Annotated in this window: 12 protein-coding genes; 4 read left to right on the forward strand and 8 right to left on the reverse strand. The window is 49.6% G+C overall.

Annotated elements, in window-relative coordinates:
• Positions 1-86: 86 nt before the first annotated feature.
• Positions 87-1,847, forward strand: a complete 1,761-nt coding sequence (locus tag HP398_RS25805) for a sigma-54 interaction domain-containing protein (RefSeq protein WP_173624049.1) — start codon at positions 87-89, stop codon at positions 1,845-1,847.
• 668 nt (positions 1,848-2,515) lie between these two features.
• Here HP398_RS25805 and HP398_RS25810 read toward each other — a convergent pair.
• From HP398_RS25810 to HP398_RS25840, 7 genes are all read right to left on the reverse strand, one after another.
• A complete protein-coding gene (locus tag HP398_RS25810) occupies positions 2,516-3,232 on the reverse strand; it encodes an ABC transporter ATP-binding protein (protein WP_173624050.1) in 717 nt (238 codons plus the stop codon).
• On the reverse strand, positions 3,229-4,005 hold the full coding sequence (locus tag HP398_RS25815) for an ABC transporter ATP-binding protein (RefSeq protein WP_017252210.1): 777 nt from the start codon (positions 4,003-4,005) through the stop codon (positions 3,229-3,231). The genes HP398_RS25810 and HP398_RS25815 overlap by 4 nt, the downstream gene beginning before the upstream one ends.
• Positions 3,968-4,975, reverse strand: a complete 1,008-nt coding sequence (locus tag HP398_RS25820) for a branched-chain amino acid ABC transporter permease (protein WP_173624051.1) — start codon at positions 4,973-4,975, stop codon at positions 3,968-3,970. Before HP398_RS25820 ends, HP398_RS25815 begins: the two co-directional genes overlap by 38 nt.
• Positions 4,976-4,978: 3 nt before the next feature.
• Entirely contained in the window at positions 4,979-5,881 is a 903-nt protein-coding gene (locus HP398_RS25825) for a branched-chain amino acid ABC transporter permease (protein ID WP_173624052.1), read from the reverse strand.
• 40 nt (positions 5,882-5,921) lie between these two features.
• Positions 5,922-7,067 (reverse strand): branched-chain amino acid ABC transporter substrate-binding protein, encoded by a 1,146-nt coding sequence (locus tag HP398_RS25830; RefSeq protein WP_173624053.1) that lies wholly within the window; start codon positions 7,065-7,067, stop codon positions 5,922-5,924.
• A 21-nt stretch (positions 7,068-7,088) separates the two neighbouring features.
• Positions 7,089-8,756 (reverse strand): peptide ABC transporter substrate-binding protein, encoded by a 1,668-nt coding sequence (locus tag HP398_RS25835; protein WP_173624054.1) that lies wholly within the window; start codon positions 8,754-8,756, stop codon positions 7,089-7,091.
• A 221-nt stretch (positions 8,757-8,977) separates the two neighbouring features.
• Positions 8,978-10,045, reverse strand: a complete 1,068-nt coding sequence (locus tag HP398_RS25840) for a M24 family metallopeptidase (RefSeq protein WP_173624066.1) — start codon at positions 10,043-10,045, stop codon at positions 8,978-8,980.
• 147 nt (positions 10,046-10,192) lie between these two features.
• Between HP398_RS25840 and HP398_RS25845 the strand changes: the two genes are divergently transcribed.
• From HP398_RS25845 to HP398_RS25855, 3 genes are read left to right on the forward strand one after another with little or no spacing between them, the layout of a single operon-like run.
• Complete coding sequence (locus HP398_RS25845; RefSeq protein ID WP_106655495.1) at positions 10,193-10,465, forward strand: (2Fe-2S)-binding protein; 273 nt, start codon at positions 10,193-10,195, stop codon at positions 10,463-10,465.
• Positions 10,462-10,797: a (2Fe-2S)-binding protein gene (locus HP398_RS25850; RefSeq protein WP_017252217.1), complete on the forward strand. Its 336-nt coding sequence runs from the start codon at positions 10,462-10,464 to the stop codon at positions 10,795-10,797. The genes HP398_RS25845 and HP398_RS25850 overlap by 4 nt, the downstream gene beginning before the upstream one ends.
• Positions 10,794-11,999, forward strand: coding sequence for an NAD(P)/FAD-dependent oxidoreductase (locus tag HP398_RS25855; protein ID WP_173624055.1), 1,206 nt, complete (start codon positions 10,794-10,796; stop codon positions 11,997-11,999). Before HP398_RS25850 ends, HP398_RS25855 begins: the two co-directional genes overlap by 4 nt.
• 30 nt (positions 12,000-12,029) lie before the next feature.
• Here the strand turns inward: HP398_RS25855 and HP398_RS25860 are convergent, their stop codons facing one another.
• Complete coding sequence (locus HP398_RS25860) at positions 12,030-12,857, reverse strand: DUF2161 domain-containing phosphodiesterase (protein WP_173624056.1); 828 nt, start codon at positions 12,855-12,857, stop codon at positions 12,030-12,032.
• Between the last annotated feature and the right edge of the window lie 60 nt (positions 12,858-12,917).

Raw genomic sequence — 12,917 nt, forward strand, 5'->3', positions numbered from 1 at the left:
CAAAAGCCATGCCAATCGTTCCAAGCGAGATTCCCAAAATATTTCGTCTAAATTCTTTGACAACCGAAAGAGCGAATGTATAATAAATGAGAAAATGTTCAAAATTTTATACACTTGAACTACCTCTTTTAAAAGGGATGATCGAGTTGAATCACAAACTTCCTGCCTTAACCGAGTTGATACAGACAAACATGCGGATTTTTAACGCCCAAGAACTTCTCCCTCCTCAATTGGACGAAACCATTCCTGTATTTGTCCAGCGTCAAGCCACCTGGTATGTGGCCAATTCTTCCCATTTAACCGTCAACTTGACGATCGATTGCACACAAGCCCCTTGGGAACCAGCTGCTGTGACGACACTGGATTCAACATTGGCTGACGCTATCCACCTGCTAGCTACTCACAACTATCTCCTGATCGAAAAACAGCCTGGAGTCCCTGTCGGCTACCTTCATCGAGGTGCTGTCATACAAGCCATTTTTTCCTCGTACGAGATCTTGGAAGCGTATTTCGAGACGATGATCAAGACCATGGACGCTTCTATATCCGTCATCGACAAAAAAGCACGTGTGATGGTTTGGACAGAAGGGGCTGAACGAATCTTTTCCTTGAAAGCAAAAGAAACGATTGGTCGCCCGATCACCGAATTTTTCCCGCTCGAGATGCTCGAAACGCTCAAATCTCTGCAAAGCGGACAGTCTCTCTACCGTCATCAGCATCAGCCGCGGGAGGATCTCGTCGTGCTCATCAATACCAATCCGATCTATTTGCATGACAAAATCATCGGTGCTGTCGCGGCGGAAACCGATATCACGAGCCAGGTCCGACTGAATCAGGAGCTGTTGAACGCCAACAAAAAAGTGAACCACTTACAGCAAGAAATGGCGAAGCTCAGTCCGACCCCTGATCCATTTGCACAGATCAAGGGAACGAGTCTCCCCATTCGCCATATCAAGTCCATGATCCAAAAGCTCAGCGCTACACAAGCAACCGTCTTGATCACAGGGGAAAGTGGCGTCGGCAAGGAGCTTTTCGCCAAAGCCGTGCATGATGTACGGGAAGGCTCCAATGCGCCCTTTATCGCCATTAACTGCGGTGCGATTTCGCCTACTTTGTTTGAAAGTGAGCTGTTCGGGTACGAGAAAGGTGCCTTTTCTGGTGCGGATCAAAAAGGGAAAAAAGGAATGATTGAGCTGGCACGTGGAGGAACGCTGTTTCTCGACGAGGTAGGAGAAATGCCGCTCGATATGCAAGTGAAGCTGCTTCGCGTGCTTCAAGAGAAAAAATATTATTCGGTCGGAGGGACCAAGCAGATTGAGGCGGACTTCCGCGTGGTTGCCGCCACGAATAAAAATTTGGAGGAGTTAGTAAAGGAAGGAAAGTTTCGCCAAGACCTGTTCTATCGGCTCAATGTCGTGACGCTGAAAATTCCTCCGCTTCGAGAACGCATTGAAGATACGATTGAACTCGCCCACTTTTTTCTCTATGAATTCTCTTTACGTTACAACCGTCCCATTCATGCCATCTCGCAAAATGTGATGCAAAACCTGCTCCAATACGACTGGCCAGGCAACATTCGCGAGCTGCGAAATGCCATTGAACGATTGGTGGTATTTGCGACAGACGGTATTATTAAAGAAGAAGATTTGCCGTATTCCTTGCAAGGTCAGACGAAACAGGTACCGATTGAGCTCCCTCCCGATCTCTTTTCTCTGCAAGAAGAAATCGAAGTGCATGAGCGCCGTGTCATTTTACGAGCCATCGAGCTGGAAAACGGCAACAAGCAGGCCGCTGCGAAAAGACTTGGCATATCGCGTGCTACTCTTTATAACAAATTGGGTAAGTAAAAAAGAAAATACGTTGCTCGTCAACGGTTGTGTATGGGGAAGCCCTGCCACATGTTTTCCAGTCGCCTGTATCCTCTCTTCGTTGGGGCGGTCTCCTTCCAAACATGTGACAGGGCTTTTCGAGCTGTTTTGTGTACATCCAGCTTTTCAAACCGTTTTTGGGGGTGATCAAGGTAGATTACATGTGCTAACTGATCATCTTGAGTTATCGAATCATGATCGTGAAGCATTTGTGGTTCGTATTGATGACTCAATGCTCGTGAACAGGCGTTTTTCCTTCTTGAATCGACTTACAATTATGTGTTACCAAAGCTGCGTAAGAAGAAGTGGATTTCCAGTCCAAGCGCCTCTGGAGCCCGCCCCAGCGCAGGAATGAATGGCGGGGAATTTCAGCTTCACTTATGGAATCCTTCCTCGAAACTTCTACGTTTGAAGCGCTCCCGCCATTCATTCCGGAGCGGACAGTCAATCCCCCTTGCGGGGCGTAGGCCGAAGCGCAGACTGGAAATACGCTTCTTCCCTCCACTACAGCCGCTTTTTACACGCCAAAAACGCACGCCACCTCGAACAAAAATCAGGAAACCTTCGCCCCTCTTTGGGCGGCAACACCTCAGACAAAATACGGATCAATTCCATGGTTGATTCCTCCTTTGTCATCGGGCACTTACTTACGCGCCCAAATACGCCTTGACGATTGAATCGTCGGCCCGAAGCACGTCTGCTTTATTTTCCATAACGATGCGCCCTGTCTCCATTACATAGCCGCGATGAGCAAGCTTCAACGCTGCCTTGGCATTTTGTTCGATCAAAAGGATCGTCGTGCCTTGCCTGTTTATTTCTCTGATTATATTCATGATCTCAACCACAATAATCGGGGCGAGCCCCATCGACGGCTCATCTAACATCAAGAGCTTTGGACGTGCCATGAGACCGCGGCAGATTGCGAGCATTTGCTGCTCGCCTCCGCTCAGCGTTCCTCCCATTTGTTCACTCCGCTCCTTCAATCGAGGGAACAGCGCGTAAGCCTGCTCAATCCCCTCTGCGATGGCCGCCTTCTCTTTTCGCTGTGTAAAACCGCCTAGCTCCAAGTTTTCACGCACAGTCAATCCAGCAAAAATCCGCCTGCCTTCTGGTACATGGATGATGCCTGCCTCGACAATTTGGTGAGGAGCCCAGCCTACGAGACTCTGTCCATGAAGCAAGACATCTCCACTGCTTGGTCGAACGATTCCAGAAATCGTTTTGAGTGTCGTGCTCTTGCCTGCACCATTGCTTCCTAGCAGTGCGACAATCTCTCCTTCATGCACCTGTAGGTCAATGCCTTTAAGCGCTTCAATTTTCCCGTAAAACGAATGAATGCCGCGGATTGTCAAAAGTGGTGTCATATCGCCTCCTCCTCCTTTCCCAGGTAGGCTTCTACGACACGCGGATTGCTAAGCACATCCTCGGGAGTTCCCTCTGCGATCTTCTGTCCGTAGTCGAGGACGATTACTTTTTCCGAAATTTTTTTGATCAAACCCATATCGTGCTCGATAATCAACACTGTCAACTCGTAATGGGTGCGGATTCGCTTGATCAAAGCAATCAGGTCTTCCTTCTCCTCATAATTCAGCCCCGCAGCAGGCTCATCGAGGAGCAGCACTCGCGGCTTGGTAGCTAAGGCTCGCGCGATTTCCAAATACCGCTGGGCGCCATACGGCAAGTTTTTGGCAATGCGCCAGCAACTGTCTTCCATTCCCACGAAGCGAAGGCAGTCCCTTGCCGTATCCTCGATCAACTGTTCCTCTCGGCGCTGTGCCCTTGTCTGCCAGAGTGCTCCCCAGACGGTTTGGCTCGTGCGGCTGTGCATGCCTGATTTGACATTATCCAAGACCGTCAAATTCGGAAACAGCCGCAAGTTTTGAAACGTTCGCGCCATGCCGAGCCGTGTGATTTGGCTTGGCTTTTTTCCTACGAGCTGGTTGCCTGCAAGGATGATCTGCCCCGCAGTCGGACGGTAAAATCCGGTGATCATGTTGAAGACGGATGTTTTCCCCGCTCCATTCGGGCCAATGATACTGCTGATCGAGCCTGCGCTGATATCAAAAGACAAATCGTTTACCGCAGTCAGACCGCCGAATTTAAGCGTTACATTTTTCATTGTCAAGCTTGACGTCATTACCACTGCCCCCTTCCGTAGCCTCCTCGGTCTTGCTACGTCTAGCGCCTCGTTTCATCTCATAGCGAGCAGGCCACAGTCCTTGGGGGCGAAACAGCATCATCGCGACCAGCGCGGCGCCGAAGATCAAATACCGCCAATCTTCCACTGAACGCAGCAGCTCCGGCAAGGCAATGACCAGCACGGCACCCAAGACGACGCCAGGAATGCTGCCCAAGCCTCCCAATACCACTGCCAGGAGTATCATGATGGACTGGGTAAAGCTAAAGCTGAGCGGCGCAATCGCACTCATTTTGACAGCAAAAACAGAACCAGCCAGACTCCCGATGACAGCTCCGATCGAATACGCCAGCTGCTTCATATTGATCCGGTTAATGCCCATCGCCTCGGCAGCATCCTCGTCTTCGCGGATATACATCCACGCCCTGCCGATGCGGGATGTGCCCAACCGTTTTACAGCCACTACCGCCAAAACAGCAATGATCAAGATCAAATAGTAAAAGTCGATCTGGCCTCCAAGAACATAGCCCCCAATAGAAGGACGTGGGATTCCGTAAATGCCTGAAGCTGATCCGGTAATAGTAAGATTGATCGCTAAAATACGAATAATTTCCCCAAATCCGAGGGTGACGATTGCCAAGTAGTCACTGCGAAGCCGAAGTGTCGGCGCACCGATGATCACACCCACAATAGCCGCAAATATCATGGCCACAGGCAAGGTCAGCCAAAACGACCATTGATACACCGTCATCAGAATGCCTGTCGTATAAGCGCCTACTGCAAAAAAGGCTGCGTAGCCCAAATCGAGTAATCCAGCAAAGCCGACTACCACATTCAACCCCTGGGCCAAGACAACGTAGAACAAGGCAAGTGTCGCAACATCCAGCCAGTAGTTATTGGACAGAAAAGGCAGTACACACGTGACGGCAAGCAACAGGACAACAGCGATTTTTTTTCGAGATGGATTCATCCGCTACATCCTCTCTGTCACTTTCTCACCCATAATCCCCGTTGGCTTCAATACGAGAATCAAGATCAACAAGGAAAACGCCACTACGTCCTTCCATGAACCGCCGAAAATAAATGTTCCGGCTGTCTCCATCATCCCGAGCAGCAGCCCACCCAACATCGCGCCCGGAATGCTGCCAATCCCCCCCAAAACCGCCGCCGTAAACGCCTTGAGTCCAATGACAAAGCCCATCATGAAATTGACGGTTCCGTAATAAGCACCTGCCATCGTGCCTGCACCTGCTGCAAGCGAAGCACCAATGAAAAAGGTCAAGCCAATGACTTTATGCACATGGATGCCCATTAAATGACAAGCCGTCTGATCGAGCGCAATCGCCCGCATAGCCTTGCCGTACAGGGAGCGATTGATGAAAAGATGCAAGCCCAGCATTAAAAGCGCAGAGATGAAGACAAGACCGATTTGGACATACGTGATCTTGGCCCCTAAGAGGCTAATGCCGTCGTGAGAAAGCTGCAAGGGATACACTTGATACTGCGCACCCCAAACAATCATCGAGCCGTTTTCCAAAAAGAGAGAGACACCAATTGCCGTAATCAGGATAGAAAGTCGTGGAGCCAACAGGAGCGGTCGATAAGCCACCCTCTCGATCCCCATCCCGATGACGCCGACAATCACCATCGTCAGCAATAAGACAATCAATATTCCCATCAAGCCCGCTCCGGAAGAGTCTCCGCCGAGCACGCTGAGCAAGGTATATCCGACAAATGCACCGAGCATGTACAAATCGCCATGCGCGAAATTGAGCAGCTTGATAATGCCAAAAACCATCGTGTAGCCCAATGCAATCAAACTGTAAAAAGCACCGATGACCAGTCCGTCCGCCAGCGTTTGGACGAGAATGTCCATTCCTCCACCATCCTTACTTGAAGCAAGATTGACGTATGCCCTACTTCGCTAACGTGAACTTGCCACCCGTCACCTTCAAGACGGCGAAGTTGGAGGTATCCAGCGTATTTTGGGCATTAAACGAGATTGTTTGACCGAGTGCCTTGAAGTCTTTTGTTTCTTTGATCGCTTTTTTTATGGCGTCACGATCAGTCGAGTTCGCTCGTCCGATCGCATCTGCCAGTAGATTGACCGCATTGTAGCTCAACGCAGAGAAGGGACCCGGTGCCAAGTTGTTGTACGTCTGCTTGTAATCAGTCGTGAACGCTTCTGCTCCCTCGATGAATTCTGCTGTAGGTGTCGCGGTAATCAAAAGCCCTTCCGCATTGTCTGCGCCTGCAATCTTGATGACGTCCTCACTGAATGAGCCATCGCCTGCGAAGAACAGACCAGATACGCCTTTTTGCTTGAATTGCTTGACCATGAGTCCGCCTGCCGCATAATAGCCGGTAAAATACGTCGCGTCCGGCTGGAGGCCTTTTATTTTGGTTACCAGCGCACTGAAATCTTTTTCTTCTGGATTGATTGCTTCATACGCAATGACAGTACCGCCGGATTTTTCTACGGACGCTTTGGCAAAATCAGCCAAGTCTTTCGCGTAGGCAGAATTATCATGGATGAGCACAACTTTTTTCGCCTGGTTCGCTGCCATATAATCTGCTGCGGTTTGTGCCTGGTCTGGGGTTAGGCCATTGATCAAAAAGAGGGTGTCATAGCCTTGAGCGGGTAATTTAGCTGAGTTGGCTGCGGGAACGATCATGGGAATGTTGGCGTTTTTGAATACACCCGATGAGGGTAGTGTCGCACCTGAGCAGTAGCCACCGACGACAGCCACTACGTTTTGGGAGACCAGCTTATTGGCTGCTGTCGTCGCCATTTGTGGATCGCAGCCATCATCAGCCACTTCGACCTTCAATTTTTTTCCAACAACTCCACCGCTGTCGTTTATTTTTTTGACAGCCATTTCGATGGCGTTTTGCATATCTTTTCCATCCGTTGCGTTATTACCAGTTACTGGTAAAATCACACCGACGAGTATCTCGCTAGCGTCTGCACCACCAGAAGAAGATCCTTGATTGGCACATCCCGCTACAGCAAGCGTTAGAGTCAACATCGCTGCGACGATCACACTTCCCCATTTTTTCATAGCCCATCCTCCATTCGAATATTATTCGATTGATGCCCATTTCCAGTCGATTGCGCCTAGACCATCCTGGAAGATTCCTTTTACCTTGTCATTCTTCACCCATGTATGCGTATAGAAGTAGATCGGCATAATCGGCATTTCGTCCATCATGATTTGTTCGGCTTCACGCAGAATCACCTTGCGCTTTTCCGGATCACTCTCTGTGGCTGACTGGTTCAACAGCTCTTTGAACTTCGGATTCTCCCAACGCGTATCGTTGTTTCCTCCGTCCTTTTCCTTGAACAGCTCCAGGAAGTTGATCGGATCGTTGAAGTCACCCGACCAGCCAAGACGCCCGACCTGATAGTTGCCCTCGTGCATGGTCTCGAGGTACACCTTCCATTCTTGATTTTCCAGCTTCACTTCTGCTCCAAGGTTTTGGCGCCATTGGTCCTGAATCGCTTCTGCGATCTTTTTATGCCCTTCCGACGTGTTGTAGCTGAGCTTGATCGGCGGCAGTTTAGAGATGCCCAACTCTTTCATTCCTTCTTCTAACAGCTTTTTGGCCGTTTCTTGATCATTGTCTTTGAAATAACCGCCTGTATTGAGTCCCATTGTCGGAGGAACTGCTGCCATTGCTGGCTGCTGATTCGCTTGTAGTACGTTGTCGATCAAAATTTGACGGTTAATGCCGTAGGCAAAAGCTTTACGAATCTTCACGTTATTGAACGGAGGTTTCTCAGTATTGAACTTGTACCAGTAAGTAGCACCGACAGGCTTCACTTGCAGCTTTCCGCTGTCTTTAAGCGCTGGCATCGCATCTGTTGGCAGCGAGCTTAACGGACTGCCTGCCCAGTCAATCTCGCCATTTTCGAACATGGACAGCTCTGTGTTTTCATCCTCCACCATCGAGAACTCGATCTTGTCCAGCTTGACGCTATCTTTGTCCCAGTAGTTGTCGCTTTTCACGAGTACCATTTTGCTTTTGTGTTCCCAAGACTCCATTTTGAATGGACCATTTCCTACGTGTGTTTTGGCTTCTCCAGACCATTTTTCATCTGTCTCGACTACCTTTTTATTTACCGGGAAATAAGTTTGGAAGGCGGTTAGTTCCAGAAAAAACGGGGTTGGATTCGTCAACTCTACTTGGAGGGTCTTGTCATCCAATGCTTTTACGCCGACATCCTCCAAGCTGCCAGTCCCTTTGTTGGCCTTCTCCGCATTCTTGATGTAATAGAGCTGGTAGGCATAATTAGACGCTGTCTTCGGATCGAGAGCTCGCTTCCACGCGTATTCGAAGTCGTGGGCTGTGACCGGTTCTCCGTTGCTCCACTTGGAGTCTCTCAGCTTGAAGGTGTATGTTTTCATATCACTCGATACTTCAATCTTCTCAGCTACTGCTTCCTCCGGCTTGCCCGAAGGCCCGATGCGTGTCAGTCCATCAAAAACTGCTTTGACGATGGCAGCAGAAGTCGTGTCTTCCGCAAGTCCAGGATCACCTGTAGGTGGTTCGGAGTGAAGATTCCAGCGTAAAACTTGTGCTTTTGCTGGTTCTTTAGACGTGGTGACAGGTGCTGGCTGCGTGCTCGACTGTCCACTCTGTGATGCTTGCTCGGCTGGCTTCGCTGCTGGCTGTCCTCCTCCACATCCTGCTAACGCTAATCCCATGACTGCTAGGCTACTCATTACTGCGAACATACTTTTTTTCATTCGATCAACCCCCATTGTTCAGTCGTTATGTGTTGGTTTTCAGAATTATCAGAATGCAAGAGGTATGCCAAAATGGAAGGCGGCAGTGACTTCGTTCTAGAGTGAGTTGTTGTAAATTTTTTTGTACACTGTATACCTTGTTGTGTTTCAAAACTTAGACACCGCTATTAGACAAAATAAGCCTCAGCCCACTTACTCGGCCAAGGCTTTTGTCTCTCGATTTACAAAATGATCAATTCGCGCGGTGAATGTGTAAGGACCTCATTGCCACTCTCTGTAACAACCAGATCGTCTTCGATACGGACCCCACCAAGCTCTGGGATATAAATCCCCGGCTCCACGCTCAAAATCATGCCTTCTTGAAGAACAGCGGTACAACGTGTGGACATAAATGGCTCTTCATGAATATCGAGACCCACTCCATGGCCCATCCCATGCCCAAATCGTTCGCCATAGCCGTGCTCCGTAATGTAGTCCCTTGAGAAGGCGTCTGCCTCTTTCCCGGTAATACCAGGACGAATGCCTGCAACAGTCCGATTGCGTGCTTCTAAAACGATCTCGTAGATAGCTTTGAGCTGTTCATCAGGAGTGCCAATAGCAACCGTTCGGGTAATATCAGAGCGATACCCTTGGTACAATGCGCCAAAGTCCAACGTGACCATATTTCCGGCTTCAATCATTTTTTCACTCGCTACGCCATGAGGAAGTGCGGAACGATAACCAGAAGCAACAATGATGTCAAAAGCAGAACCTGACGCCCCTTCTTTTCGCATGAACATTTCCAATTCGTTAGACACCGCAAGCTCTGTGATCCCGGGGCGCAAGAAGGACGTAATATGAGAGAATGCCGCATCGGCGATTTGCGCAGCCGTTCGGATGATCGCCAGTTCTTCCTTTGTCTTAATCATCCGCAATCCCTCAATGACACCTGACGTCGGAATGAATGCTGTTTGGACGGCCTCGCTGTATTTGCGATGCAAGGCAAACGAGACATTCTCCTCCTCAAAGCCGAGATGGTTGATCCCCATCGCTTCCGCCTGGCGCGCTACTTCACTGTATACGGATTCTTTTGTCGGCAAATAAACGATCTCAAAGCCTGTTGCTTGTGCTTGCGCTTGGGCTGTGTAACGGAAATCTGTGAAGAGCTTGGCCTGGTCCCTTGAAATGAGGACAACTCCGTATGTACCTGTAAAGTTTGTGAGGTATCGGAGGTTTTGTCCATTGGTGATCAAAATCCCGTCAATCCCAAGTGAATCGAATTGCTCACGCAGTCTTGTTACTTTTTCCATCTCTGTCATCCCTCTTTTGTTTGTCGTGATTAGGCTCGTTCTTTGAGAATATTCAGCAAGTATTGTGCCAGTCAGGACGATCTCACTCGGTTCTCCATGGCACGACACTTGCATTTTCATCAAGCAAGAATGAAAGGAGGCATCATCATGGAATCGCATCCATTGATTATCTGCCGTTGTGAAGAAGTAACTCTCGCTGAATTGGTAGAGACCGCCCAAACCTATCCATGTACCGCACGCGAGCTGAAACTACGGACCAGAGCGGGAATGGGCTGCTGCGGTGGGAGAACCTGCCGTACATTGATCGATCAGGTCATTCAGCAAGTAACTGGCCAAGCGCCTTCTCATACTGTACCTCTTGGATACCAACCGCCTATCCGTCCTGTCTCATTTCAAACGCTTGGGGGGCAACGGGCATGAGCCAACGAATTGATCACCATCCGGTCCTCGGTTCACTTGGTGACAGAAAGCAGCTTCCTTTTTATTATAACGGCTCTGTCTATACGGCTTACGAAGGCGAGACGATTGCGGGAGCCCTATTGGCCGCAGGGGTCCGTACGCTTCGGGTGCATGAGGAAAAGGGAACACCTCGAGGAATTTACTGCAATATCGGTCACTGCTATGAATGTCGCGTCCATGTAGACGGTGTTCCCACCGTGCGTGCTTGTATGACGCTTGTGCAGGAAGGCATGCAAGTGAATGCGGGTTCAATCCTTCCTACCCCTTTGAAAAAAGGAGGGCATGGTGCATGATCGACCTTCTCATCATCGGGGCTGGTCCTGCAGGCTTATCTGCAGCAATTGCAAGTGCCAGGCAGGGATTGGCTGTTCGTGTAGTCGATGAGTTTTATCGCCCTGGGGGCCGCTTGCTTGGACAGCTTCACGAAGAACCGGACAGTGTGTGGTGGAATGGACTGGATGAGGCAGCCCGGCTCACGGAGGAAGCGAAACATCTCGGTGTAGAGCTCTGTTGCGGCGTCTCCGTATTCCATTTGACGCAATCCCAGAGTGGCTGGGTCGTCTCTACGACACAGGGGGAAATGATAGTCCCATTGCTCCTGATCGCAACGGGGGCTTCTGAAGCAGCCGTACCCGTGCCAGGGTGGACGTTACCTGGCGTGATGTCCATCGGAGCTGCTCAAGTCATGACAAATGTGCAGCGCGTGCGAGTAGGACAACGCGGGGTAGTCATTGGAATTAATATCTTATCGGTGGCGATATCCCGGGAATTGCAGTTGGCTGGAATTGCGGTGGATCGAATGATTCTCCCATCTAGTACGACTGTCAGTGGCACTGCGGGACAACCACAAGCAGTGATGCAATCTTTATTGCGCGTCGCCCATCTTGCCCCTTCTCTGATGATTCGGATGGGGAGCAAAGTAATGGGAAGTTCATGGATGCAAAAGCTGGCAGTGTCCCTCTACCCCTCAAACGGGTTTTCTATGTGGGGCATCCCGATTCAACTGCGAACAGCAGCACTGGAGATCGTCGGTACCTCTCAAGTCGAGGGTGTCCGTATCGCCCGAGTTGCCGCCGATGGTTCACCCATAGCTGGAACTGAACAAGTCATTCCAGCTGATTTCGTCTGTATCGCAGGTGGATTAAGCCCACTCGCCGAATTGGCAGCGATTGCCGGGTGCCCTTTTGCCTATGTTCCCTCCTTGGGCGGGCATGTCCCCTTACACAATGAAAGCATGCGAACGCCAGTCTCTGGACTCTATGTTGCCGGCAATATCACGGGAATTGAAAGTGCTAAAGTGGCAATGGCTCAAGGTACGGTCGCTGGACTTTCTATCGCAAAAGCTCGGGGGAAGCTGAAGAATGAACAGCCGTTATCGGATGCCATTCAACAGGTGAAAACCGTCCGCCAAAGCGCAACGATCCAGTTCCATCCAGACATTGTGGCAGGGCGTGCACTGGTGGGGCAATTGACAGCAGAATGGATCGCGAACTAATTCATCCCTTCAATAGGAAAAGGCAGCCTGTCATTCTTTCACAGCAGGCTGCCTTTGTTTTTTCTTTCTGGTTTGTCCCTCGGTAGTTGATGAAGACTGCAACTCTGAATCCACAGTAAGCGTATCGTGTATTTCCTCTGCCTGTTCACGATAGTGAGCAATAAGCTCAGGATATTCCGCGATTTCTCTCTCTCCTGTCGGAGTGATCGCATACAGCCCTCGTTGCACTCGAGCAAACCATCCATAATGATTTTGAATAAGAATCGACGAGGTTTTCTCCCCCGCCCCTTTACTCTTGAGTACTTTAGGCGATAACGGCCCATACTGCTGAAGCAACGTCGCGATTTGAATGCAGCTCTGCTTGTATGCCGTCATGAGCTTGGTTTGATAGCTGCCGCCAACATTGTAATCGCCGTATCTTCCCCGCATCTCTTCAATGATGCGGTTTCGCTTTTTTTGATTGAATTGCTTGCTTTTTACCCGATCAAACGGTCCCGGTGAAATATTTACTTCCATGACTGCCGGCCCTCTTTTTGGAAAGGACACGAGAATGAGACCAAGCTCGAGGCGTCTAACCAAGTAGCATATATCTTGCCATTTTTTCGAAAACAATTTGTATTTGGGCTTAGGGATTGCCATATAAACAAAATCGGTATAGCGTTGTCGCTTGGTTGCCTGTATGAGCAACTCCACACTTAGGTTGCGCTTAAACTCAACAATAATCAGTTCCTCGCCTTTGATGGCCGTTAAATCGCAATGCTTGACCTCACCAAAAACATCATATCCTTGTGTGACAAAAAAATTCCGAATCGGTTCGTACATGTCAGCTTCATATTTCTTCTCTGCTTTTGGTTCCATGTGCTCCCCTTCTCTTATAGGAAAAAGAGCCAATCCAGTGGATTGACTCCTCTCTTCGTT

The organism is Brevibacillus sp. HB1.4B, from assembly GCF_013284285.1.
GTDB lineage: Bacteria > Bacillota > Bacilli > Brevibacillales > Brevibacillaceae > Brevibacillus > Brevibacillus porteri.

Bases quoted from the DNA above. Each gene is read 5' to 3' on its own strand.
- HP398_RS25820 (WP_173624051.1), bottom strand. From the start codon at position 4,975: ATGAATCCATCTCGAAAAAAAATCGCTGTTGTCCTGTTGCTTGCCGTC.
- HP398_RS25830 (WP_173624053.1), bottom strand. From the start codon at position 7,067: ATGAAAAAATGGGGAAGTGTGATCGTCGCAGCGATGTTGACTCTAACG.
- HP398_RS25860 (WP_173624056.1), bottom strand. From the start codon at position 12,857: ATGGAACCAAAAGCAGAGAAGAAATATGAAGCTGACATGTACGAACCG.
- HP398_RS25810 (WP_173624050.1), bottom strand. From the start codon at position 3,232: ATGACACCACTTTTGACAATCCGCGGCATTCATTCGTTTTACGGGAAA.
- HP398_RS25855 (WP_173624055.1), top strand. From the start codon at position 10,794: ATGATCGACCTTCTCATCATCGGGGCTGGTCCTGCAGGCTTATCTGCA.
- HP398_RS25845 (WP_106655495.1), top strand. From the start codon at position 10,193: ATGGAATCGCATCCATTGATTATCTGCCGTTGTGAAGAAGTAACTCTC.
- HP398_RS25815 (WP_017252210.1), bottom strand. From the start codon at position 4,005: ATGACGTCAAGCTTGACAATGAAAAATGTAACGCTTAAATTCGGCGGT.
- HP398_RS25835 (WP_173624054.1), bottom strand. From the start codon at position 8,756: ATGAAAAAAAGTATGTTCGCAGTAATGAGTAGCCTAGCAGTCATGGGA.
- HP398_RS25805 (WP_173624049.1), top strand. From the start codon at position 87: ATGAGAAAATGTTCAAAATTTTATACACTTGAACTACCTCTTTTAAAA.
- HP398_RS25850 (WP_017252217.1), top strand. From the start codon at position 10,462: ATGAGCCAACGAATTGATCACCATCCGGTCCTCGGTTCACTTGGTGAC.
- HP398_RS25840 (WP_173624066.1), bottom strand. From the start codon at position 10,045: ATGGAAAAAGTAACAAGACTGCGTGAGCAATTCGATTCACTTGGGATT.
- HP398_RS25825 (WP_173624052.1), bottom strand. From the start codon at position 5,881: ATGGACATTCTCGTCCAAACGCTGGCGGACGGACTGGTCATCGGTGCT.